Genomic DNA, 21,838 nt, shown 5'->3' with positions numbered 1-21,838 from the left:
GGTTGCGGCTCATGCAGCCAATGCCAGCCGCGGACCGATGGTCCGCGGCGACGGTGGGGCGCCGGCGTTGAGCAGGCCGATGACCTGCTGCGACAGCTGGTTGGGCGGCATGCGCCCGTTGGCCAGCGCATAGGCGGCCGCGCTGACCAGGAAGCGCGGCGCCAGCTGCACCTGCGCCGGCCGCCCCTGCATCAGCAGGCGCGCGCCCTGCAGGATCGCCGCCTGCTCGTCGCGGCCGAAGCGGATGATGTCCACCAGCGCGCGCTGGGCCAGGTTGCGGCGGGTCTGGAAGGCGACCTCGTCGACCACCTGCGGGATCAGGGAGCCGGCGCTGTGCAGCAGGACCGCCGGCAGCCGCGGCGTGCGCGCCGGATCGTAGAGCGTGCGCCACACCTGCGTCATGCGCGCGGCGTCGCGGCCGAAGCCGAGCCGGCGCAGCATCTCGGCCAGGATCAGCACGCGCAGGTAGGCGGTCGGATGCGCGCCGCCCGGGCGATAGGTCAGCACCCGCGGTGCGGGATTGGCGAGGAATTCGGCCATGCCCCAGGCCGCGGCGGGGCCGCCCAGCAGCACCGCCGCCAGGTCGGCAAAGATCTCCTTGTGCCAGCGGCCGTAGATCGTGGCCAGCAGGCGCTGGCGCGACGCGCCGAGCACGCGGCGCAGCACGCCCTCGCGGTTTTCCTGCCAGACGCCGAGATCGGCCTGCAGGTTGTGCGCCACTTCGTGCAGGAAGACCGCCTGCCATGGGTGCTCGCGGTCCCAGGGAATCCGGATCAGGGGGAAGGGATTGGGCTCGCCGAGCAGCCGGTTGAGGGTGACGCCGCGCCGCATGGTGGCGGGGGAGAAGCCGTGTTCCATGTAGCACAGCGGCTTGAGTACCGGCGCGCCGAGTATCCGCGGGGCGGCCTGCCGGACGGCCGTATAGCAATCGATCGCGATCGCGTCATGGGCGGCCAGCGCCGGCGCGAAACTGGTGCCGCGCTGGGCGAAGACTTCGAAGAACAGCCCGTAGGCGCGCCGGGCACGGTCAAGCTCGCGCTCGACCAGCGCGGCGTCGACCAGGATCTGCGCCGCCGGCATGTCGCGCCAGCGTGCCGCCAGGTAGGCATAGCGCTGCCGCACCTGCCGGCCGATCTCGTCCAGGCGCCGGTTGGCCGCCGCAAAATGGCCGGGCGTGGGCGCATGGCGCATGTCCTGCGGGCGCAGGCCGATCGAGGCCGGCGTGATGCTGCCGAGCCGTTTCAGCCGGGCGCCCAGCCCCCGGACCTTGACCCGCAGGAAGGTATGCGCGCGTTGCATGGCGGCGTCGTGCGCTCAACGTACCCGGATCGTGATCGTCATCGGTCCCCGCAGGACCATGCGCCGGTTGCCCGCGTTGATATAGGCGGCGGACCCGCCGGCGATCGCCATGCCGCCGCGCGCCGGCGACGTGCCGCGCTGCTGCGGCCTTCCCGGGGTGAGGGGACGCGTCAGGGCCGGCAGGCTGCGCGGGTTCTGCACGGCACGCTGCGCGACGCGCCGCAGCGCCTGCGGCAGCGCCCGGGGAGACAGCCGGCGCTGGCGCACCGCGCGCTGCGCGCTTTGCACCAGGCGTGCGGCGGCGCGCGCGCCGGGAGCGCCCTGGCTGCGGACCATGGTGCGGGTGGCCTGCGCCGCATTGCGCAGCAGCTGGCGCCGCGCGTGCTGGGGCATGCGTGCCACCAGGGGCAAGGCGCGGCGCAGGCTCAGGCCCGCGATCACCGGCGCCGCCGCGTCGATGGCGTCGTCGTCGTAGGTGTCGACCAGTTCGTCGAGGGCCTCGAATTCATCCGCACCATCGGCCAGCAGGCGCCCGGCGACGTTCGCGATGCGTCCGATCGCCTGGGCCTGGGGCAGCGGGATCGCGCTGGCGATCGGCCCGATCAGGCGCCCGGCCGCGCCGACACCGCGCCCGACGGTCCGGACCACGCTGCGGGCGCGCCTGGCCAGGGCGCGCAGCCGGCGCGCGAAGGCATCGGCGTCCTCCTCCGCCAGGGCATCGGCCATGGCGTCTTCGAGCGAGTCGCCTTCGAACTCGTCGTAGCCCGCGGCTTCGAAGCCGTCGCCCTCCTCGAAATCCTCGAAGTCCATCTCGCCTGCCTCGTCCGCGCCGGAAGCCTGGGACCCGGTGTCGACGTCGCCGTAGTCGTCGCCCAAGTCCTGCCCGGCGTCCCAGTCACTGAAATCGTCGCCGGCTGCGGCCGGCGGGCCCGCCGGTCCTTCGGCGGCGTCGTACATCAGGTCGTCCATCAAATCGGCATCGAAACGGTCGCTCATGGGATTCTCCCGAAAATGGGGCTTGGTTGGGCCGGGAAGGGAATTCGTCGCAAGGACTGCAATCAAATTAACCGGGCTTAGACCAAAATCCATTAGGGACCTAGGTTCGTTTGAAGTACATCAAAGTCTGTGTGTGGTTTTGACGGCGAGTTGGCGCCGCTCTATGGAGCCAATTACATTGGAGACCGACATGAGTTTCGTACAACGAAGTTTTCGCGATGCCGAGGGCTGCATCGTCATCCGCAGCCGCCTGGGTCCCGGCCTGACGCGGCGCGGGGTCGAAAGGCTGATGTTCCCGGGGATCGAAGTCGGCCTGGCGGGATGGCAGCGGGCCCACAGCCAGGGCGCCGGCACCGGTTTCGAGAGTGCTCACGCGATTCGCTACGCGCCCGAAGAAGTGAACCAGCGCTACCAGCGGCTGGGTATCGAGCGCTACCTGCGCGACCTCCTGTTTCTCAAGCCGGGCAACGTGAACTTGTGGCTGACCACGGTGACCTGCACGCATCCGCGCACGCTGCGGCTGCGCGAGATCCAGTACCGGGTCGATGAACTGCCTGCCGGGCAGACGCAGCGTGCCCAGGCAAGGCGTTTGCTGGAGGCGAGCATCACGGTGTCGAACGACAGGGTCAATCCGCGTGTGGGCGGGGCGGTGACGCCTTATTTGCTGTATCAGTCGCGGGTGGCGAATCCGCCGGGAGGCATCGTGCGGCGCCCGGGTGGGCGGGGCGTGCTGCGCGGACTGGTGCAGGGGAGTGGGTAGGGCGTGGAAATGAAAAAGCCGCTGACGAATCAGCGGCTTTTTGAATGCGGTGGTGGAGGCGGAGGGAATCGAACCTGCGGAATTTCAGCAGGCATGCGGGTCTCCGTCTCCATGTTGGCATAAACCTGTCATTCCACCACCACCGCCCATTCCTGAACGACTGCCGGACCGGCATCGCCCTGCGGCCGCTCTTCGCCCTTGAACAGCATTTTCGTGCCGTGCATGGTGATGAGGCGGGCTTCGTAGAGCATTGGGAACAAGGACTCCCCGACCTGAGAATCGGGGTTGGTCACGGTCAGCACCAGGGTGTTGCCCAGGCCGGCCATCGTCACCTCGCCCTGAACGTGCTGAGACCGGGCGATGTCGAGATCCGAGAGGCGTTTGCCCGCGGCGCGCAGGCGTTTGACTTTTCCGTACATGGGCGGGGAGTGTAGCACCGTTGAGCTGGGTCAAGCTCAGGGCGGCCGGGCCTGCTATCCTGCCGCGATGCACAAACGAACTGATCGCGCGACGGCAACGCTGGTCGACCTGGCCGTGAATTTGACAAGATCGCATGGCGTCGCCGCCGGCGCCAACGCGCTATTCCACCATGGGCTCTCGCTCGAGCTCGCCCGGCGCGTCCTTCTTCAGCCTGGGCTGCGCCGCGGTGTACCGCGACCCACCGAAGGCGCGCACCGCCCAGTACATCGGCAGTCGGCGCCAGGCTGAGACGCCGCACGCTTCCATCGCCTCCAGGAAGATCTCGTCGGCAACCTCGCGGGGTACGATGCCGCCGCCGTACAGCCAGTCGTGCACCACGGCTGCCGGCTGGCCGATGCCGGCGAACAGCCAATAGGCCAGGGGCACGCGCGGCACGCTCGCGAAGTCGGTGATGGTGCCAGCCGGGACGATGGTCATGCTGTCGTATTTGGCTGAGGCAAACGCCAGCATCGCCAGGAGCTGCCACCGCTCGGCGTCCAGCTGCTCGACGCGCAGTTTCGTGTGGAAGATGCCCATCACGCCCCCGCCGGCGTCTCGACCGGGTTCGCGCACAGCTCGCGCCAGGCTTGCGCCCGCACGGGGTTCTCGCCGTACAGCCGGCGCCAGGTGCCGATCGGGATGTTCCGGCAGATGGTGCGCTCAGCGGACTGCACCACCGCGGTTGCAGCGGTCTGCTCGGCGACGTCGACGGCGGCCGGGAGCATCGAGCAGCCGGCGAGGGTGGCCAGCAGGGCCAGCACCAGGATGCGAATCTTCATGGGTTTTCCTTCACGGTAGCGGTTGCGGTGGCCCAGGCGCTGGCCCAGGTTGCGGGATGCGGTTTGCCGGGGCGCCATGCGTCGAGGTACTGCTCCCAGCCGTCGTCAGCGGTGGTCGGCAGCTTCGAGGGCAGGGTGTAAATCAGCAAGCGCGCGGCAACGGCAGCGAGGATGTCGTGGAAGCGCATGGCTTCCCACAGTCCGCCAGGCGTGGTGGCGACGTTGAATTCGACGCAGAGCTGACGCATTGTCGGGGCGACCAGGTAGTGCGTCAGCACGCCCTTGCAACCGCCGGCCGCTTCGAACTGCCAAAACGATGCTGCCGGTCCGTTCTCGAGCCCGCCCGTTACCACCTGACGGCGATGCGCCAGGCGGGATTCCTGCAGCGCGATCGCCAGCAGGAAGCGCCGCGCGTCGGGCGTGTCGGGAATGCCGCAGCGCGCCAGCTCAGCATGCGCAGGAATGATGGCGGTGCGAAGTAGACGAAGCGGAGTCATTTGGCGGCCTCCATCCGCGCCAGACGCACCTCGCGCTCGCGGCGCTCGAGGTCGGCCAGCATCTGCTCGCGCGCGTTCTTCCGGCGCGTGTACCACGCGTTCAACGCGAACGTCAGCAGGGCCGTGCCGATGCCGACGATGATGCCGATGTCGGTCAGTGTCAGGGAGGCCCCGATTGCGGTCACGCCGCCGGCGTAGCTGCCCAGTTCAGGGGCGCTAATTTTGCTCATGGATTTTTCTCTAAACGTAAAGTGCCCGCCGAAGCGGGCGCTGGTTGAGGAAGGCCCTACGCAGTGCCGTCGGCGAACGAGAACTCGACGATCGTCGTCGCAGCGGCATTCCCGCCAGAACTGGCGCCAACGTTGTAGCCGGTCCAGTCGGAAGTGATCGTGATCGTCGGGTTGTACGCGCCAACCTGCGCCGAGCTAACTTCGGTAACCGATAGGCTGCTCGGAACATGTGAGCCATCGGAAGCGAGGAATCCGGCGATGCGGTATTCCTTGATCGAGTAGCTGGTGTCGCTGACGTATGAGGTCACGCGTACGGTGCCGAAGATGTATCTCGGGCCGATCGGGACCACGCGCAACATGTTGAGCTTGACTGGCGTTGCCTGGAGGTCGCCGGCGCCGCCGATGACGGTACGGGCGCCGGGGCGCTTGAAGTGGATCGACGCGTTCCGGTAGTCGCCCGACATCATTGCCGGCAAGAAGTAGTCGGCATCGATGCCAATGCGCTCAACGTTGGCCCCCTGGGTATAGACCGCGACCAGGCCCGAGTCATACTTGAACAGCGAGCGCGCGCGGATATTTACGTTCTTGACGCTGTATGCGCTCGTAGCCACCCAGTTTCCCCCGGCATCCTGGACACCGACACGCACCATCGTGCCGCCAGTACCCGCGTTCGATCCAGCCGCCTTGGCGAAGACGTCCAGTTCGACGTTTTCGAACTGCGCAGGATTCGCGGTAGCAGCGAGACCGGAAACCAGCAGGCCACCGTTGATGGTGTCGAAGGTGGCTCGGACATTGATGTTGCGAGTTTTGCGCGTGCCGTTCCCAGAAATGAGGAGATTTGCAGAGGAAGGCTCGGTGTTTCTTGCATGGGCAACCAGGGTTACGTCCTCGACGTCGTACAGAAAGGCCAAGCGGTGACAATTCTCTACGGTGTAGTTGCCTTCGAAGTCATCACCGCTGTAAGCCAAGTTCACCCCGTAGTAGACTTGCCCGCCGCGACAGCTTCCGCTCAGCCGGAAGCCTTTCGCAACCGCCACCCCTGGGTTGGTCGAGAAAGCGGTAATCAGCGACTGGCCTTTGTGAACAATGAAATTCCGCAGTTCGTAGCCGTAGGTGACATTCGTACCGGTGTTGAGCGTTTGCACCGGTTGCACGCCGCGACTCGCATTCCCATAGGAGAACGTCGTATCCGTGAACTCGTAGTTTTCCATAAGAAAACCACCGGTATCCTTTACTTGGATGAGCGCAGACCCAGTGTTCGCGGAGCCCGGATTTGCCTCAGCTACGAACAGCTCGGCGCCGGCCCAGTCGATGTGCAATGGTCGCGTGACCGTTACCACTGCAGCATCACCAGCAACGTTCCCGAACCAATATTTCCCACCGGCCCCAATAACCTTCGGCGAGTCGGATCGAGCCTGCAGTGCCGCGATCAATGCCACCAGCTTGGGTCCGTTGTTCGTGCCGGTTACCCCATTCCAGTCAGCGACAAAGCCGAAGTCCTTGATATTCACCACGTCGCGCGACTTGTCCTGCATCGAGCGCTTCACCGCACCGACCCCAGCCTGAATGAAGCCGATCAGCGCCGCTCCAGCTGCTTCCGCGATGTCTCGTAAGAACGCGCTCACCACGTTGGCGACGCTGAATTCTTCAGACGTTCTTGCGTAGAACACCTGGCGGCCCTTGGAATCTCGCACCAGCTCGGAATAGGTATCGTCGTAGAACACGTTCGCCGGCGTACCGTCACGCACGATGTAGCCATTCAGGGTGCGCAGAGGCTGCGCGGCAGGGAGCGTACCGGCGGCATCCCAATACACGGTCACCGGGTGCGCGACCGAGTCCTGATCTGGTAGGCCGAAGTACACATAACCGTTGTCCAGCGGCTTGCCGTCGAGGCCGGTGTAGGTCTTGAAAGGGGTTTCGACTGGGAGCATGTGGTTCCTCGATCAGTGCAGCGTTTGGCCTGGCGGACGCGCCGGCGGTGGTGGGGTGAGTGGAGCGGAGCGGCCCTGCAGCGCTTGCTCGATGCGCTTCTGGATGCGGCGGTTCTTGACCTGGACCGCGACCAGCCGCAGCGCGGACAGCACTGGCACTGGCAGGCCAGTCATGGAACCGGTCACGCCGGCCTCGGTAAGGGCGGCCAGCAGCACGGATGCCGTGTTGGAGGTGTTCACGGCACCAGGCGGCGCGGTGTAAACGACCTTGGCCAGGTCGTTCAGTTCGCGCAGGTGCTGGGCGCTCTGCTTGCCGAGCATGAGTTCGAGGCGACCGTCGGCGTCGAGCTTCTTGATAGCCCGATCGAGCTTGGGCACCGACAGGATGACGTTGCCTCGCTGGTCGGTCGCGGTGTTCGCGAAGGCCTGCTCCTTGATCCAGTTGACAGTCTCGCCCTTGAGGTCGTTCCAGGCCTGAATGCCGGCTTGGCGAACCTCAGCCGGGGCGTCGCTGCCGTGGGCGGTGAGCACTCGGCGCACGTGGCTGACGTCCTCGCGACTGGCGTTCAAGATCGCGTGATCGAAGACGTCGGCTAAAGCCACCTTGCGATCGGCCATGCCCTTTTTGTTGTTCAGCAGGGAGGCCACGACGGCGCGGTCCTCGTACTGCTTGGCGTAGTTCTCGCGCAGGCGACGCGCCGCCTTGTAGGCCTGGCCGCCGGCGCCTTCGGTTCCGGTGTCGATCAGGCCCTTGATGATGGTCGACTGGCGGATGTTGGTCGGTTCGAAGTTGGTAGCGCGGCCGATGGCCTGGCGCATCGTCTCGGCGGTCTTGAGGGGCACCGGCGCCGCCACGAGCTGGCCATCCGGTCCTTCGGTGGCGAGCCCGAGCTGCAACGCGCGCTGGCGGGCGACGTTCAGCACTGGGGCGGTGGCGGCGTCCGGCGCCGACTCGTTCAGGTGCGCGACCAGGTCGTCCAGCTGCACCGGAGCCTCGAGCTCGCCCGCCTTCTCGGCGTTCTTGTAGGCGACGCGGATCTCGGCCTTGTCGCGCGCAGCCTTCTCGCGCAGGGCCTTGTCGACCGATCGGCCGGTACCCAGCAAGTCGGCGGTTTCCTTTCCAGTCATGTCCACCAGGTGATCGAAATGCTTGTGAACCTGCTCGTTCTGTTCGGACCAGCGATCACGGAACGCGGCGCCGTGTTCGCCCTTGCCGGTCTCGATCTCGAAACGCAACTGCTGCTGGTCTCGGGTCGCCTGTCCTGCCGTGAGCTTCATGCCCACCTGGTCGGCCACCTGGCGGCGCTGTATTGCCATGTCGGTACCGGCCGCACCCATGCTGCCCCGCGTGCCGGGCGTCGGCGTGGCCGGTTCAGGGTTGCGGGCGAGGGTGCGCTGCACGCGCTCGGCGATGGCCGGTACGGCGGCGCGGATGCGCTGAACGCTTCCAGCAGTCAGGTCGCGGGCACCCTGTGCGGCCGCGCCGGCCGCGCGACCGGCTGCGGCCAGCTCGGCGGTCAGGCCAGCAGCAGGCACAGCTGCGGCAGCGAACTCGCCGACGGCGGCGGCCTGTTGCTGGCCAGCCTGCGTGCGCGGCTGGTAGGTGAGGGCGGTCATGCCTTCGCCGGCGGCCTGCTCGACCTGGCGCACACCCTCCTGCGTGCCGTAGGTGCCGTCCATGACGGATTCGGCCAGGCCCTTGACGGTCCCGCCCAGCATGCCGACGGCGCCAGTTGTCGCGCCGGTCGCCAGCGTGAGCGCGGTTTCGCCCGCGCCAACGAGCTGGTCGACCAGGCCGGGATCGGCCTTCTTCGGTGCCGGGGCCGGCTGGCTCGCGCCGAAAGCGCGGTCCTCGTCGGTAATAGGGATTTGACCGGCGAGCGATGCCTGCGCAGTGCCGGCTGAAATCTGCGATTGCAGGATGGCGAATGCCTGCTCTTGCGTTGCGCCTTTCGGCCCGTTGACGGTATAGCTCTTACCGTCCGGAGCGGTGAATTTGAAGGTCGGCATCAGTTCACCTCGACGGACCAACCGGCGGGAAGCCCGGCGGCAGGCTTGGCTGATTCGTTCTTGGATGCTTGCTCCGAAACTCGCTTCGCAACATCCTCGAACTTCATACCCGGGGCGACGTCGATACCGCTAATCTGAGTCGCGCGTCGTGCGGGGGTCATGCCGCCATAAGCCGAGATCCACTCGCCCTTGGCTGAGGAGACGGCGGCATCCAGGCGAGCGAGCTTTGACGCGCCTCGCAAGAAGCTAGCAATTTGTGCTGAGTCGGCGCTCTCACCAGGAAGACCCTTCAAGGCCAGCTCGATGTCCTTGTCGGTCGCTACTCCCGGGGGGAGGGACTTGATCGCGATGCTATTGCGAATCCGGGTATATTCCTGCCGCAACTGGGTCATCTGGCCTTGGAACCCGGTCCCTTGTTTCAGCTTCTCCAGCGCCCATGAGAATGCGCCAAACCCGCCCCCAGCTTCTTCGAATTTGCCAGCTAGGTTATCGAAAGAGGTGGCAGCCTGGCTTTGGATGGCCGCGTTGGTCACCGTGTCATCGAGCGATTTCTTAGCCTGCGGATCGAGCCCCATTCGCGCTGACGCTTCTTGAGCTCGCGGTTCTCCCTACGCAGGTCCCTGACCCACTGCGGGGCCGGCTTGCCGTCGACTTCGTCGTCCTCGAATGTGGGCGGAGTCTCGTCGCCCAGGGTGATGACCAGTTCATCATCTTCGGCGGTTGCATCGGGATCGGGCGCGGCGGCCTGCTGGCCATCCTGCTGGTCGGCGTCGCCGCCTTGTTGCTCGCCGCCCTGGTCGGTGATTTCGACCTGATCAGGTGCCGCGGTGCCGCCGGCGCTCGCGCCGCCTTCGTCGCCCTGGAACTGCTCGCGGTACGAGCGTTGTTTCCACATCCAGCTTTTGTACATGCCGTTTTCCCCGTTGCTCATCGATAGATTTCGATGAATGCCAATGGGCAAAATGATAGGCGGAAACTATTGCTGCTGCAACAGAAAACGGCAGTATTTATTGCTGTGTTGCGCTTATTCGGCAGTAAAAGGTTCTCGCGTGAGTGCTGCGGCCGGGTTTGGGGCCAGGTCGAGGGCATCGACGCCATTCCCGCAACCGATATCGAACACACACGCGACCTCGACCGCGCGGCGAGCATCGCAGCCCAGGTGCATTGCGGCCATTGCGTAGTCGCGGCCGGCGCCGCGCGCGAAGAAGGGCGCTTCGATCAGTTCGGGGAAGGGACTCGCCGCCGCGAACATGAAGATCCGGCCGTCCTGGTCTATGTGGATGGTGCCTGCTCCGTCGTCGTCGCCCCGGCGCGGGTAGGTGGACGGATCGCGGTCGCCGTTGAACCACTGCAGCAGCTCGGCCGCATGCGCGCCTCCTCCCGAGAAGGCGATCAGCCCGTCGCGAACGCGGTGCAGCTTCGTGACGGCGTAGGCCATGCCAGCGACCGTGCCGCGCTTGTCGGCCGCCAGGGTGCGGCCATCCCATGCGATGACGGTCATAGCTCGATTCCCGGTTGGGCGGGAACTGCCGGCGCCGAAGGCTGGGCACCAGCGTCGAGGATCGGCCCGGGCGTGAGCGCGTCAGCCAGGGAGATGGCGCCGTCCTGGATCGTCGCGCCCGCTTTAGCGAGGATCGCGACGGTCTCTGCGTGGGCCTTGCCGGTCTTCGCGATGGATTGCGCTTCGTCGGCCCGCGCCTTCCCAGCGGCGGCGGCCAAGTATTCGGCGTTCGGATCCGGCTGCTGGCTCTGCGCCTCGGCGGCCAACTCCTCTTTTTCCTGCTCGGTCGGCTCGATGACGCCCATGCGCACCAGCTGGTTGCGATAGTACTTGCGCAGGTCGGCCATGCCTTCGCCTTCGAGGTTCATCATGATCTGGGCGGTGATGATCTTGCGGTCCTGCGGATCCTCGACCATCTGCAGCACATTGATCAGGCCGCGCACGGTGGCGGCGCGCCGGCTGCTCGAGCTCGGGCCGACGTCCGGCACCACGTCGAACTTCGCGCGGCTCAGGTCGTTTGCCAGGTACTCCTTGCCGGTTTCCTTGTCCACCATCGGTTTCTGTAGCTCGATCGTGCCGGTCTGGTCCGTCTGGTCGACCGTCTTCATCCGGCGGCCGGCCTCCACCAGCAAATCCTTCGCCATCGACTGCCAGACCTCGCCCATGCGCTTGACGGTCTTCTTAAAGTTGTCGATGTAGATGAAGACCTGCATGTCCAGGCGCTGCTGGATCAGCTCGACGGCCTTGCCGGACTGGTTCGGCTGCAGCACCTCACCGGCCTGCTGGTTGCCCAGCATGTCCTCGAGCGCGGTGGCGGCCAGCTGCGCGAGCGCGGCCATCGCCGGCGGCATGTTCGGTGCCTTGGTGTAGGCCAGCGGCACGTTCGAACCCGGAATCGGGTTGCCGTTCCCATCGAGCACGTTGTTGGCGAGCAGGTACGGATACTTGTCGACGCTATCGCGCGCCCACATTTCGGCGTGGCCGGCGATCTGCTCGGGGGAGAAAATTGGCTTCTCGATATCGAAGCGCGCGGCCATCTCGGCCAGCCAGCTCTTGATCATGTTGTCCAACACCTGGGCGTCGCGCGCAAGGCGCACGTGACCTTGGCAGCGCTCGATCCCGTCGACGTACCAGCGCTTGCCGTAGAACGGGATGACCGGGATGCAGCTGCCGGCGATGTAGCCCTCGTCCGAAAGGATCCGCGCGCCGTTCATGATGTACTTGTGGACCTTGCGGACGGTGCGGCGCTTCTCGCGCACCTTCTTGAAGCCCCGGGCCTCGAGCTCGGCCTGCTTGGCCGGGTCGTCCTTCAGTTCCTGGTCTTGCACTTCCATCTCATCGGGTTCGTCGTCGCCCAGGGCGAGGCCACGGAAGAAGTGCACCAGCTCGCTCTTCTCCTCGATCTCGTAGACCTCGGCGATCCAGACCACATCCGGCGCGCACCAGTCGAACTCTGACCTGGTGATCTCTTTCGGCCAGCTGGCCAGACTGTCGCCCCATTCCTCTTCGTACTCGGTAGGGCTCATCGACGACAGCACGTAGCAGCGCTTGGCGTCGGCCTTGTCGTATCGCTTGCCGTCCAGGCTGAAGAAGACGCTGGTATCGGCCTCGTATAGCGGCTCGATCGCGATGCGCTGGCGGTCGTCCTCGTCGTCTTCCTCGTTCTCGTACCGCGCGCGCAGGCGGATGGCGCCCATGCCGCCCGAGGTGCCTTCCTCGAAGCAGTTGTCGTAGGCTTCTTGGGCTCCGCTGTCCTGCTCATCGGCGCGGAACAGGCCGTCGCAGGTGTCGGCCAGCTCGTCGGCCTGGCTGCCGTCCTTCGGCACGAAGTCGACCGTGATGCGGTTGTTGCGGTACTCGTTCACCACGCGCAGCACGGCCAAGTGGGTCTTGTTGAATTCGAACCGCGGCTTATTCTCGAACTGCTCGCCAACCGGGCCTTCCCACTGAGCACCGGGGATAGAGTAAAAGCGGCGATCGCTCAGGCACTGGATGCGTACGTCGCGCACAGCAGACTGAATCTTGTCGAAGTCGCTACGGAAGAACTTGTGTTTGGCGGCGAGGCGCTGCTCGGTCGTGGGGCGGCTCATAGGGGCAGTCTTTCGGGAAAGAAATTTCCGATAGTCTACATCTATCGTCGCTCAAAAAGGTAGCAAGTTGCACGGCTATCTCAGCCAATCAGCAACGGTTTACGCTACTCTGCCGTTTCCAAAACAACATGGGAATCACGATGGATTACCAACGTCTTCTGTTCGCCGCCGAGGTGCGAAAGCTGGCTGCCGAATACCGTAACGCGCAGAAAGAAATGGACATGCGCCCGTATGCCCAAGCCGAAGAGGGCACCCGCAAGAATTTCAGCGAGGCCTGGGAGAACGAATTCCCACTGTCTGCTTTTATTCCTCGCGCTCACCGAGAACTTGCTGATGTCGCTCGACAGATTGGCGCGCTCGCTGGCCAATAACGATTTGAGGATGGTTAGCGCCGCCCCCATGGCGACGCCATCGGGATGGGCGCTGCCGGTGGTGGCTTCGGCGCCGGCGATGCCTGGGTGTTCGCGATCGCGTCGAACATCGGGTCCAGCTGGTCGTCGTGCGCGCCGCCCGGGAACGCCGCAGCCTCGCCCAGCAGACCCGATAGCCAGGGCGCATCCATCGGCAGCAGCACGTTCCCGCTCTCGATGAAGGGCGCGGCGTCGTAGCCACGCGACAGCTTGTCCTTGTTGCGCTGCACCGGGATGATCGGGATACTCTCGCGGCGCAGGGTCTGAATCAGGCCCGTGCCCGACACCTTGTCCTCCACCATCATGGCGCGCAGCGGCGCGCCGGCGGCGGCCTTGTGCTTGTGCCAGAACGCCCGGGCCTGCACTACCAGCTCGGGCGCCTCCCACTTCCCGCGGATCTGGTCGACAAGCACAGCCTGGCCAACGGTCGACCGTCCCCAGCACTGAAACACCGAGTAGTCGTTCTCCTCGCCGGTCTTCTGGGCCGTGTCAGCGTGGATGGTGCGGAACTCCAGGGCGGGCAGGGCGGTGTAGTAGCGGAACCAGGCCTCCTTCAGGATGCCGCCGCCGCGCGGCGCCGGGCGCTGCTGCAGCTGGCCGGCCGTGCCGTAGGAGCCTAGGGTCTGCTCGAGCTCGGCCACCTGGTCTTCGCCGAATCGCTGGGGGAACATCAGCTCGCCTTCCTTCGTGCGCGGGTCCGACCAGCCGATCGACGTCGTGCAGCGGCGCGCGGGCTCGAACCGCATCGGGATGCACAGGTGAACGTAGGGCAGGCCCATGTCCTTGATGACGCCCGACACGTCCTTCTCGTTCAGGCGCTGCATAACCACCACGATGGCCGACTTGTCGTTGTTGACACGGGTCGGCAGGGTCTCGGTGAAGGCTAGGCGCGCCTCCTCGAGCGCGGCCGGCGAGTTCGCATTGTCGGCGCTGATCGGGTCATCCAGGATGACGCGGTCTCCGCGGACGCCGGTCATCGAGGTGAACGCGCGCGCCTGGCGGAAACCCTTCTTCGTGTTGCCGAATTCGCGCTTGCCGTTGAGGTCGGCCGCCATCTCGATGGACCAGAGCCGCTGGTACCAGTCAGAGGTGATCAGGTCGCGGCACTTGCGGTTGTCGCGGATCGCCAGCGTCTCTTCGTGAGCGGTACCGACGAAGCGCATCTCTGGCATGCCGCGCGGGCCCCACTCCCAGGCCGGCCAGATCACGCCGGTGAGCAGCGACTTCATAGAGCCCGGGGGCACGTTCATGAGCAAGCGGAGGATGTCGCCCTTCGTCACGGCTTCCAGGTGCAGGCAGATCGCGTCCAGGGCCCAGCCCCACTTGAGCTCGGCGGCCGGCTCCAGCACGTGCCAGGCGCGCTGGGCGAAGTGGGCGAGGGAGCGTTTGCACAGCTCGCGCTCGACGTTCAGCAGGTCAGCGTCGTTCAGCTGCATCTTTTGCCTGCAGGATCTCGGCTAGGGCCGCGGTGGAGAGGTTGGCCACGTCGAGCGTCGCCTTCGACTGGATCGGGCCGCCGCCGTCGCCGGTGAGCTGCATCTTGGCGCCGTACTTCTTCGGCTTCATCTTCTGGGCCTGCTCGACGCGCGCGTGGATGCGGAGCTTCGCCTTGCGGATCGAGTCGGCGTCCGTCTTGCAGTTGTCGGCGATGTCCACGATCTCATCGATCATCACGTCAGTCCGCTCATCCGTTGCCGCTTCGTACATTTTCTGGAACTCGACGTGCTCTCCCAGCCAGCGGAAGACGGTGGCCTTGCTGGGCATGCCGGCCTTCTTGCAGACGGAGCGGAGCGTGCCGCCGTCCGCAATGGCGGCGCAGAACTTGGCGGCGAGCTCGGGGGTGTAGGTGGTGGCGGTCATGATGCGGCGGCGTCGGTGGATACCGACATGATGCCACCAGTCAACGTTCCTGCGGAAGAGTTCGTACGGTCGACGAGCGCTTCGATTGCCTGTTGAGCAACGCGGAAGGAGGCGATGAAGAGCAGCGCCGGCCGCTGGGCGATGCCGACCTGGCGGCACACCTCCTGTGGCGTGGCCTGGTCGACGTAGCACCACCACAACAGCAGACGGTCGAACCTGCGCAGCGCCGGCATGCACTGGTCGAGCAGGCGCGCGTCGCCCTCATCGATGCGTCGGCGCTCGCTGCCGCCGGCGGGGAGCTGATCTGGTTCGTCGGCGCGGGCCCAGCGCGCCCAGTTCTCCAGGCGAGCGCCGATGTCACAGCGTTCGGACTCGGTCAAGCTGCCTCCCGCTCCACCTGGTGCACGCCTTCCTGCAACTGGGCCAGCGACAGGATCGCCAGCGCGTCGGCCTCGTTGTTGTCCTTCGGCCGGAAGCCCTTGGCGCGCGCGGTCTCGACCATGGCGAGCTTGTCGGCGTTGCCCTTGCCGGTCCAGTGCTTCTTGACCTGGCCGACGCCGACCGGGCGCAACGGCACGTTGTTCGATGCGCACCACATCTCCAGGCACGCGAGGAAGCCGCCGTAGACGTGGGCGGCCAGGGTGCCGGCATGCTGCTTGACGTCCTCGAAGTAGACGGCGTGGATCTCGCCGCCAGCCTGCACGCGCTGCTCGTTCAGGAAGGCGCGAAACTTGAGCCAGCGGTGGCCGGGCTTCTCCATGCGACCAGGTGCAAACTTCTCGCTGCCGCTGGCGATGGTGCCGGCGCGCGAGCTGCGGGCCCAGCCGGTGGTGGTTCCGATGTCGATGGCCAGGATGATCATGGGGTGGTTCTCCTCGTTGTCGTTATGCGCCCGGCGCCAGGCCGGGCAGGTGGTGCTGGGTTAGTCGACGATCAGCCAGTCTTCGGCCAGCATGTCGGACTGCGAGGCCAGCCAGCCAGGCAGCATGGCGCGCCGGCCTTCGGCGTTCACGGTCCACATGTCGATGTGGGGCAGGATTTCGCAGGACGGCTCCTGCAGGGCTTTGGAGTAAGGCGTGCCTTCGCGCAGCTCGGCGCGCGGTGTGCCCGGCACCAGGATCAGCCACATGCCCTTGCCGTTCCAGCCAGCGCGCGCAACCTTGGCGCCGCGCTTCATGGCTTCGATGGCGAGGCCGAACGTCATCCCGGTGCACGGCCGGTATGCGTTGTCGAACTGCTCTTTCGGCGACCAGCTGATGTAGCCGGCGTGGCGCGGGTCATTTGGCGCGCCACCGTCGGTGTACTCGACCAGGTAGCCTGGGGCGGCCTGATCTTCTCCGGCCGGCGGGTTCCAGCCGCGGTAGGCGTTGTAATCGCCGCGGGTGAGGACGCGCGCCAAGATGGTCTTCGTGCCGATGAATCGTTGTGCGGTGGTGCTCATGCTGCTCCTTCAGGGTTGGTGCTGCGGTTGTGCGCTCGCGCGCGAAGTGGTCTCAGTGGTCAGGTGCGGCTGATCGGGGTCATCTGCCCACAGTGGGTGCATTTGGTCCGGCTACGCTCGGCCAGGCGCTTCAGCTCGTCCTGGTACCTGGCGTGCAGCTCGTGGTAGCGGTTCTCGGTTCCGCACAGCTGGAGCAGGGCGTAGATCGGGCTGATCTTCTCGCTGCAGTCGGCACACGTGACCTCGGCAAGCTTGTCGTCCACGATGAAGCGCTGGTGCCGGCAGTCGAAGCTGTGGACCCGGGTCAGCACGCGCTCGGTGCTGTTGTCCCGCGGCTTCACGGGCAGGACGGTGACGTTGTCGGGAGTCGCGTCCATGGTCAGGCGTCGGCCTCGACGCGCATCGCTTCTCGGGCAAACTGCACCTGGATCGGCAGCAGCTGCTCCCCGGCCTGTTCGCGTGCCAGGATGTCGCTGGCCCACTGGCGGCTCAGCGGGACCTTGCCCAGGGTGGCGACCATCTTCTCGATGGCACGCACCGCGGCCTCGCGGGACGTCCGGCCCTTGCCGGGCGCCGTCAGCTGCAGCATCGGTATCGGGATCTCGTCCCATGTGGCCTTGGCGAGCTGGTGCGCCAGCGCGGTTTCCCATCGGGCCCGCACCTGGCTGTAGCTCTGCTCGCGCAGCTCGGTGGCCATGGGCATGGCGGCCCAGTAGATCGCAGGGTGCGACCAGGTGCCGTGTTCGCCGGCGAAGCGGGCTTGCACACCTGCGACGGCCTCGTAGTACGCGCGCAGCGGATCCACGCCGGGCCGGCAGGCCTGCACGAACTCGGCGCAGCTGGGCGGCCATGCGAAGCGCCGGCGGCATTCACGCAGCCCGATCTTCACGTCGTCGGGGGTGATGCCTTCTTCCTCGAAGGCTTCGACCCAGCTTTCGGCCCAGTTGTCGATCGCTTGCTGGTTCGTGAAGTTCGAGCGCCACTTGTGCGGATAGGCGCCGTCCAGGCGGTTGAACAGGTGGTCCATGAGCGAGATGCCAAGGCCAGGTGCCGGATCGAACCAGCGGGAGTAGGGGCGCGTGGTCGGCGCCGAGGGCAGGTCTGGGTAATCGGCGAGGTTGGTCACGATGCGGTCCTCCGGTTTCGGTTGACGTGGGCGACGGGGTCGAACTTCACGGGTTGGCCGGCGCTGCCTGGTGCTGGCGGCGCGGCGCCGGTGGCGTTCAGCGTCGAAGCTTCCTTGGCCCAGCGCTCGAGGATGGCGAAGACGTAGCCGGGCTTGATCGCCTCATCCGGTTTCGACACCCGAGCTTCGCTGCAGGCGGACAGTACGGTCTCGACCGAGACGCCCTGTGCAGCCAGGGCCAGCAGGCGCGGATCTCCGGACTGCGCAGCGATGCCTGCGCGGATCATCGCGCCGCTCAGCTGTGCAGCAGTGGCCACCCCTTCCACCGCGCCCAACTCAGGTTGAGTAGACGCGGTGTTTCCTACTACTGGTGTCTGGTGACTGGTGCCTGGTGACTGGGTAGCCGTTGCGTCACGCGTGACAGGTTGCGTGACATCGCGTGACATAACGCGTTCCAGCATCGTGACAAGGTCTTCCGTTGACGTGTCAAACGGTGGAACCTCACCGTGTTCGCGTAACGCATCGAACAGTTCCTTGCGACGTTGGCGGTGGCGGCGCTGGCGTTCCTTCTCGGCCTCACGCTTCGCATCCTTGCCTTCGGCCTTGTCCATGTAGCGCGCGATCTCGGCGTCGCAGCGGCCGTTGTGCCAGCCGTCGACGTCAAGCGTGAAGAACTCGTTCAGCACGGTATCGACGGCCTCGCGCTCTTCCTTCGAGCGAGCGCCGACCAGGCGCTGCACAGCCTTTATGTCGGCGGGCAGGGGGCGCTCCTGGGCGTAGTACTTGCGAATCAGGCGGCTGTATGCCGCGTCCTCGATGAAGGTCAGGTGGGCGGTGGCCTCGGCATAGTCGCCGATGTGGTGCTCGTAGTAGTTCATGCCGCCACCTTCGATCGCTCGGCTTCGAGCGCCTGGTAGGTGTTCCACATGCGCAGGCTGGCGAGGCGGGCCAGGTCGACCGCATCGGCGGGCTCGATGGCCTTGGCCTCACGGTTCGGTGTGGCCCGGCGCTCGATGCTGGCGTAGATCTGACCCTCGACCTGGCGCAGTAGGATCAGGCCCGACGACTTCGACGGTAAGCTGTCGAGCAGTTCGGGCTTCCAGATCTCGCGGGGGAGGGCGTAGTAATGCTTCCAGACTTTCGGCGGGTGCTGGCGCGCGGTGGTGTTGTAGATCGGATTCTGCCGGCGTGCGACGAGGCGGCCGTTCTTGAATTCGTCTTCCCACGGGCCGCAGCCAAGGAACTCGCGGTGCCACCACTTGTCCTTCTTGGCGTCCGCCTTCAGGTCGGCGCGGCTGATCTTGACCTCGATGTCGACGATTCGCAGGTCGGGCGTCACCGCCAGCAGGTCGCATTCGTACCCGGTCCAGTTGCAGTTCGGGACCATGACCAGGTAGCGGCGGGCGAACACCTGCAGCGCGAGGGCGCGGGCGATGTTCGCTTCGGTCCAGGGGATGAGGGTGGGCGACGTCATGGCGGCGAAACCTCCGCCAGCACGACTAGGGCCTGGCGCTTCTGCTTCTCGCACCAGTCCCATTCGTCCTGGTAGTCGTCCAGGGCGGCCGATGGATTCAGGTTGTGGGCGTCACGCGGCAGACCCTTGGCATGGTCTTCCCGAGCCTTGCGGCGGACGTTCTCGCGGACTTGGATGGCGAGGTCCGTCATGGCTGGCCTGCCTTTCCGGCGCCGGCCTTGCGCAGCTTCTCGGCGGTTTCCTCGAGATCCTGGATGCTCTTGTTGAGCCGCCCATACTCGCGAGGTTCTTCACTGGTGCGGCGGGCGCGCTTGTAGACCTGATTGCGAATCACGACGTGGTCGGTCATCGCGAGCAGCTTGGAGGCGTCTGGCGCCTGAGCTGGTGTTTCCATTTCTTCGCTTCCTTTCAGGCGCTGGGGTTGGGCCAGGCCGTCACTTCGCTGGTTGCTGGTGGCGCAATCGGAACCCATTAAAGGTGCCTCCGGGCGGTGCTAACACCGCGGGCCCGGCCGGCTGCTCGACCAGGACCCGGACAACGTCGGGATTCCTTACCGTGCGGCGCCGCCGTACCATGCGTCCGCACGGCGTTATTGCTCAGGCCCCGCAGGAACGTGCTGCGGGCGATGCCGAATGCTTTACAGACGATGTCCAGTCCGGAAAGCTCGGCAGGGCTCAGCAGCACCTCGACGGTCTCGGTGCGGGTGTTGGGGTTGAGGCTCATGTGTTTCTCCTTGGTGGTGCGGGTTGCGTGGGGACTTCGGGTGTTGCTGGGTTAGGGGGTAGCGGACGTGGTGCGGCGCCGGGTGGGCGGAGGATTCGCACGGATGAAGGCCCAGTCGGCTTCCGGGCACAGCTCTTCGCATACCAGGATGCGATTGCTCTCGCGCTCAAGATTGATCGCAAGCTTTTCCGGACATGGGCGGTTTCCGTAGCCGACCTGACGCAGGTAATTAAACGAGGTACCGCACCGGGCCGCGAAGGAATCCCGGGCTTCCACCGGGATCGCATTGAGGTAGTCGATGAGCTTCATGCGCCCGACTTTATCAATTGATATAGATTAAGTCAAGCGATTGATAATTTATCAGATGCTAAAAGTACGCGACAATATCCGAATGAACATGTATCAACATCGTCGCGATCGTCTCCTGGCCTTGATCGAAGCCGAGTACGGCGGGCAGCGAGTTCGCTTTGCCGATAAGACGGGCATGAGTGAGTCGCGTCTCGCCCAGCTGCTGTCGACCACGTATCGAGACGGCACGGCCTTCACTGAAAAGACGGCTCGCAAGCTGGAGGAGCTGGCTGGCCTACCGGTGCTGTATTTCGATCAGGGCGCCCTGCTGACTATCGATCCAGAAGTCGGCCTGCCAGAAGGTACTTTCAAGCGCGTGCGCGCCGTCGAAGATGACGATCCGTCGCTTGTGCATATCCCAAAGGTGCGGTTGCGCCTGTCGGCCGGCATCATCGGCTTTTCGGTTGAGCCGGAGCGATATGACGGGTCGACCACCACGGTACCGGCGGATTGGATCAAGCGGCACGGCTTCAACCGCGACAACCTCATCTCGATTCGAGTGAGCGGTGAGAGCATGGAACCGACTCTTTACGAAGATGACCTAGTAGTTATCAACACGGCCGATAAGAAGATGGTCGATGGCCAGGTGTACGCCTTCAACTACGAGGGGGAACCGGTCGTGAAGCGGCTGGAGCGTGACGGCGGCCAGTGGTGGCTCAAATCAGATAATCAGGATCAGCGAAAATTTGGCCGCAAGATGTGCCGTGGTGAAGCTTGCATCATTATTGGGCGAGTTGTTCGGAAGGAAAGTGAAAGGCTGTAATGCATTACTCGGTTTTGAATCTGCGCGGTGTGCGGATGGCGGTGGTTTTGGTTGAGATGGGGCAGTTGAGCGATGACCTGATCGCGACGCTGCAGGCGCAGCTGGCCCTGCCAGTGATGCTGGTAGCGCGGCATGAGGGAGACTGGAAGGGGGCGAAGGCGCGCGCGCAGTTTGATACCGTTCTTTATCTAGGAGCGCTGCTCGCCCTCGATGATCTGGAGTGGTCCGAATTGCCAGCGCCGGTCGAGCCTGATTTACCTTTTTAGATTACACGGCACATAGAAGCCGGAAAAGGACAAGGGATGTTCACTTTTGGAATACTGATCGGATTTGCTGGGCTGCTGATTGCAGTTTATCGACTTTTCGACATGGTCAATGCACTGTCAGCGCGTGTTGCATTCTTAGAAGACCGATCTCCTCAGGCAGAATATATTCGCTCGATGGAGAATAAAGAAAAGGGATGGGAATGAAAAACGGCGCGCATGGGATGAAGAAAATAAGAGGATTTTTAGCTCATGGCGTGCTGAAAGCTGCATTACTCATGACGGTATGCGTTTCCGCATCTGCAGCAGATTTCTCCAGTTGCTCTAATGAACTTGACCGACTACGAAAGGCGGCTCGAGACGCGAGCGACAAAGCCAGTGACGCACACAGCAAGCGAGAGGATCTAGAGTCCTGCAAACGAGACCAGCAATACAATCGCCGCGACTGTTCGTCAGCAAACTCGTATCTACAAAGTGCTGTGAGCGACCTTTCGTCGGAACTCGACACAGTCTCGCGGCGGATTAAGAGCGTTGCCGCTGAATGCACCATGGGCAATGGGAGTGGCGGCGGAAGCCAGACTGGCGATGCATCATGCGATCTGTACCGATCATACCTCGGGCGCCTGCCGTTCAAAACTATCATGGAGTACTGTACCCCAACGCGAGGTGAAGCCACGTGCCAGGCCTGCCTATCGTTTAAACCTACTGTTCAAGGGAAGTAAAGAAGACCTCGGCTGTAGACATCAAGGCCCGCTTCGAGCGGGCTTTTTTTCGTCCCGACTGTAGCAAATTTCATCCTTTCCCGCCCTCGCTCGAATCTTTTTCGCAATTTCTTTATCAAGTGCTTGACGAGTTAGTTTAGCGTTTGATAAAGTAGC

At 64.8% G+C, this 21,838-nt stretch carries 31 protein-coding genes; 5 read left to right on the top strand and 26 right to left on the bottom strand.

From position 1 onward, the window contains the following. Positions 1-9: 9 nt before the first annotated feature. Positions 10-1,299 carry a hypothetical protein gene (locus AC56LK_RS17700; protein WP_497185798.1) on the bottom strand — a complete coding sequence of 430 codons (1,290 nt, stop codon included), beginning with the start codon at positions 1,297-1,299 and terminating at the stop codon, positions 10-12. Positions 1,300-1,314: 15 nt separating this feature from the next. Continuing rightward, complete coding sequence (locus AC56LK_RS17695; RefSeq protein ID WP_497185797.1) at positions 1,315-2,295, bottom strand: hypothetical protein; 981 nt, start codon at positions 2,293-2,295, stop codon at positions 1,315-1,317. A 190-nt stretch (positions 2,296-2,485) separates the two neighbouring features. Here AC56LK_RS17695 and AC56LK_RS17690 point away from each other — a divergent pair, with 190 nt between their 5' ends. Beyond that, positions 2,486-3,055 carry a polymorphic toxin type 4 domain-containing protein gene (locus AC56LK_RS17690; protein ID WP_497185796.1) on the top strand — a complete coding sequence of 190 codons (570 nt, stop codon included), beginning with the start codon at positions 2,486-2,488 and terminating at the stop codon, positions 3,053-3,055. A 128-nt stretch (positions 3,056-3,183) separates the two neighbouring features. On the opposite strand, the gene AC56LK_RS17685 is transcribed toward AC56LK_RS17690, so the two are convergent. From AC56LK_RS17685 to AC56LK_RS17635, 11 genes are all read right to left on the bottom strand, one after another. Beyond that, entirely contained in the window at positions 3,184-3,474 is a 291-nt protein-coding gene (locus tag AC56LK_RS17685; RefSeq protein WP_497185795.1) for a hypothetical protein, read from the bottom strand. 160 nt (positions 3,475-3,634) lie between these two features. Further along, positions 3,635-4,051, bottom strand: a complete 417-nt coding sequence (locus AC56LK_RS17680; RefSeq protein WP_497185794.1) for a DUF1353 domain-containing protein — start codon at positions 4,049-4,051, stop codon at positions 3,635-3,637. Continuing rightward, entirely contained in the window at positions 4,051-4,293 is a 243-nt protein-coding gene (locus AC56LK_RS17675; RefSeq protein ID WP_497185793.1) for a hypothetical protein, read from the bottom strand. Before AC56LK_RS17675 ends, AC56LK_RS17680 begins: the two co-directional genes overlap by 1 nt. Beyond that, a complete protein-coding gene (locus tag AC56LK_RS17670; protein ID WP_497185792.1) occupies positions 4,290-4,790 on the bottom strand; it encodes a hypothetical protein in 501 nt (166 codons plus the stop codon). Before AC56LK_RS17670 ends, AC56LK_RS17675 begins: the two co-directional genes overlap by 4 nt. Next, positions 4,787-5,020, bottom strand: a complete 234-nt coding sequence (locus AC56LK_RS17665; protein ID WP_497185791.1) for a phage holin family protein — start codon at positions 5,018-5,020, stop codon at positions 4,787-4,789. The genes AC56LK_RS17670 and AC56LK_RS17665 overlap by 4 nt, the downstream gene beginning before the upstream one ends. Positions 5,021-5,076: 56 nt before the next feature. After that, a complete protein-coding gene (locus tag AC56LK_RS17660) occupies positions 5,077-6,951 on the bottom strand; it encodes a hypothetical protein (RefSeq protein ID WP_497185790.1) in 1,875 nt (624 codons plus the stop codon). Positions 6,952-6,963: 12 nt separating this feature from the next. Beyond that, the gene (locus tag AC56LK_RS17655; protein ID WP_497185789.1) at positions 6,964-8,961 is read right to left on the bottom strand and encodes a hypothetical protein; all 1,998 of its coding nucleotides are present in this window, start codon (positions 8,959-8,961) and stop codon (positions 6,964-6,966) included. Continuing rightward, the gene (locus AC56LK_RS17650) at positions 8,961-9,536 is read right to left on the bottom strand and encodes a hypothetical protein (RefSeq protein WP_497185788.1); all 576 of its coding nucleotides are present in this window, start codon (positions 9,534-9,536) and stop codon (positions 8,961-8,963) included. The genes AC56LK_RS17655 and AC56LK_RS17650 overlap by 1 nt, the downstream gene beginning before the upstream one ends. Further along, positions 9,491-9,892, bottom strand: coding sequence for a hypothetical protein (locus AC56LK_RS17645; RefSeq protein ID WP_497185787.1), 402 nt, complete (start codon positions 9,890-9,892; stop codon positions 9,491-9,493). Before AC56LK_RS17645 ends, AC56LK_RS17650 begins: the two co-directional genes overlap by 46 nt. A gap of 93 nt (positions 9,893-9,985) precedes the next feature. Next, positions 9,986-10,462 carry an Ntn hydrolase family protein gene (locus AC56LK_RS17640; protein ID WP_497185786.1) on the bottom strand — a complete coding sequence of 159 codons (477 nt, stop codon included), beginning with the start codon at positions 10,460-10,462 and terminating at the stop codon, positions 9,986-9,988. Further along, on the bottom strand, positions 10,459-12,552 hold the full coding sequence (locus tag AC56LK_RS17635) for a portal protein (protein ID WP_497185785.1): 2,094 nt from the start codon (positions 12,550-12,552) through the stop codon (positions 10,459-10,461). Before AC56LK_RS17635 ends, AC56LK_RS17640 begins: the two co-directional genes overlap by 4 nt. Before the next feature lie 140 nt (positions 12,553-12,692). On the opposite strand from AC56LK_RS17635, the gene AC56LK_RS17630 reads away from it, so the two are divergent. Further along, a complete protein-coding gene (locus tag AC56LK_RS17630) occupies positions 12,693-12,923 on the top strand; it encodes a hypothetical protein (RefSeq protein WP_497185784.1) in 231 nt (76 codons plus the stop codon). A 14-nt stretch (positions 12,924-12,937) separates the two neighbouring features. Here the strand turns inward: AC56LK_RS17630 and terL are convergent, their stop codons facing one another. The 13 genes from terL to AC56LK_RS17565 form a co-directional block, all read right to left on the bottom strand. Further along, positions 12,938-14,398, bottom strand: a complete 1,461-nt coding sequence (gene terL, locus AC56LK_RS17625) for a phage terminase large subunit (protein WP_497185783.1) — start codon at positions 14,396-14,398, stop codon at positions 12,938-12,940. Next, entirely contained in the window at positions 14,379-14,822 is a 444-nt protein-coding gene (locus AC56LK_RS17620) for a terminase small subunit-like protein (RefSeq protein ID WP_497185782.1), read from the bottom strand. Before AC56LK_RS17620 ends, terL begins: the two co-directional genes overlap by 20 nt. Beyond that, positions 14,819-15,202, bottom strand: coding sequence for a hypothetical protein (locus tag AC56LK_RS17615; protein ID WP_497185781.1), 384 nt, complete (start codon positions 15,200-15,202; stop codon positions 14,819-14,821). Before AC56LK_RS17615 ends, AC56LK_RS17620 begins: the two co-directional genes overlap by 4 nt. After that, positions 15,199-15,684: a hypothetical protein gene (locus AC56LK_RS17610; RefSeq protein WP_497185780.1), complete on the bottom strand. Its 486-nt coding sequence runs from the start codon at positions 15,682-15,684 to the stop codon at positions 15,199-15,201. Before AC56LK_RS17610 ends, AC56LK_RS17615 begins: the two co-directional genes overlap by 4 nt. A 60-nt stretch (positions 15,685-15,744) precedes the next feature. Next, the gene (locus AC56LK_RS17605) at positions 15,745-16,263 is read right to left on the bottom strand and encodes a DUF2829 domain-containing protein (RefSeq protein WP_497185779.1); all 519 of its coding nucleotides are present in this window, start codon (positions 16,261-16,263) and stop codon (positions 15,745-15,747) included. A 59-nt stretch (positions 16,264-16,322) separates the two neighbouring features. Continuing rightward, positions 16,323-16,640, bottom strand: coding sequence for a hypothetical protein (locus AC56LK_RS17600; RefSeq protein WP_497185778.1), 318 nt, complete (start codon positions 16,638-16,640; stop codon positions 16,323-16,325). Between the two features lie 2 nt (positions 16,641-16,642). Further along, positions 16,643-17,389, bottom strand: a complete 747-nt coding sequence (locus AC56LK_RS17595; protein WP_497185777.1) for a replication protein P — start codon at positions 17,387-17,389, stop codon at positions 16,643-16,645. Beyond that, positions 17,386-18,267 (bottom strand): YdaU family protein, encoded by an 882-nt coding sequence (locus AC56LK_RS17590; protein WP_497185776.1) that lies wholly within the window; start codon positions 18,265-18,267, stop codon positions 17,386-17,388. Before AC56LK_RS17590 ends, AC56LK_RS17595 begins: the two co-directional genes overlap by 4 nt. After that, positions 18,264-18,863, bottom strand: coding sequence for a hypothetical protein (locus AC56LK_RS17585; RefSeq protein WP_497185775.1), 600 nt, complete (start codon positions 18,861-18,863; stop codon positions 18,264-18,266). Before AC56LK_RS17585 ends, AC56LK_RS17590 begins: the two co-directional genes overlap by 4 nt. Continuing rightward, the gene (locus AC56LK_RS17580) at positions 18,860-19,054 is read right to left on the bottom strand and encodes a hypothetical protein (RefSeq protein ID WP_497185774.1); all 195 of its coding nucleotides are present in this window, start codon (positions 19,052-19,054) and stop codon (positions 18,860-18,862) included. The genes AC56LK_RS17585 and AC56LK_RS17580 overlap by 4 nt, the downstream gene beginning before the upstream one ends. Next, a complete protein-coding gene (locus AC56LK_RS17575) occupies positions 19,051-19,257 on the bottom strand; it encodes a hypothetical protein (RefSeq protein ID WP_497185773.1) in 207 nt (68 codons plus the stop codon). Before AC56LK_RS17575 ends, AC56LK_RS17580 begins: the two co-directional genes overlap by 4 nt. Before the next feature lie 77 nt (positions 19,258-19,334). Continuing rightward, on the bottom strand, positions 19,335-19,586 hold the full coding sequence (locus AC56LK_RS17570) for a hypothetical protein (RefSeq protein WP_497185772.1): 252 nt from the start codon (positions 19,584-19,586) through the stop codon (positions 19,335-19,337). A 51-nt stretch (positions 19,587-19,637) separates the two neighbouring features. Continuing rightward, positions 19,638-19,895, bottom strand: coding sequence for a transcriptional regulator (locus AC56LK_RS17565; RefSeq protein ID WP_497185771.1), 258 nt, complete (start codon positions 19,893-19,895; stop codon positions 19,638-19,640). 82 nt (positions 19,896-19,977) lie between these two features. Between AC56LK_RS17565 and AC56LK_RS17560 the strand changes: the two genes are divergently transcribed. From AC56LK_RS17560 to AC56LK_RS17550, 3 genes are read left to right on the top strand one after another with little or no spacing between them, the layout of a single operon-like run. Beyond that, the gene (locus AC56LK_RS17560) at positions 19,978-20,697 is read left to right on the top strand and encodes a S24 family peptidase (RefSeq protein WP_497185770.1); all 720 of its coding nucleotides are present in this window, start codon (positions 19,978-19,980) and stop codon (positions 20,695-20,697) included. After that, on the top strand, positions 20,697-20,963 hold the full coding sequence (locus AC56LK_RS17555) for a hypothetical protein (protein WP_497185769.1): 267 nt from the start codon (positions 20,697-20,699) through the stop codon (positions 20,961-20,963). Before AC56LK_RS17560 ends, AC56LK_RS17555 begins: the two co-directional genes overlap by 1 nt. Positions 20,964-20,999: 36 nt before the next feature. Further along, positions 21,000-21,167: a hypothetical protein gene (locus AC56LK_RS17550; RefSeq protein WP_497185768.1), complete on the top strand. Its 168-nt coding sequence runs from the start codon at positions 21,000-21,002 to the stop codon at positions 21,165-21,167. Positions 21,168-21,838 lie beyond the last annotated feature (671 nt).

Source organism: Telluria sp. ZB4P36 (assembly GCF_059685865.1).
The sequence above is the reverse complement of the archived record's forward strand: the minus strand, read 5'-3'. Positions and strand labels throughout refer to the sequence as shown.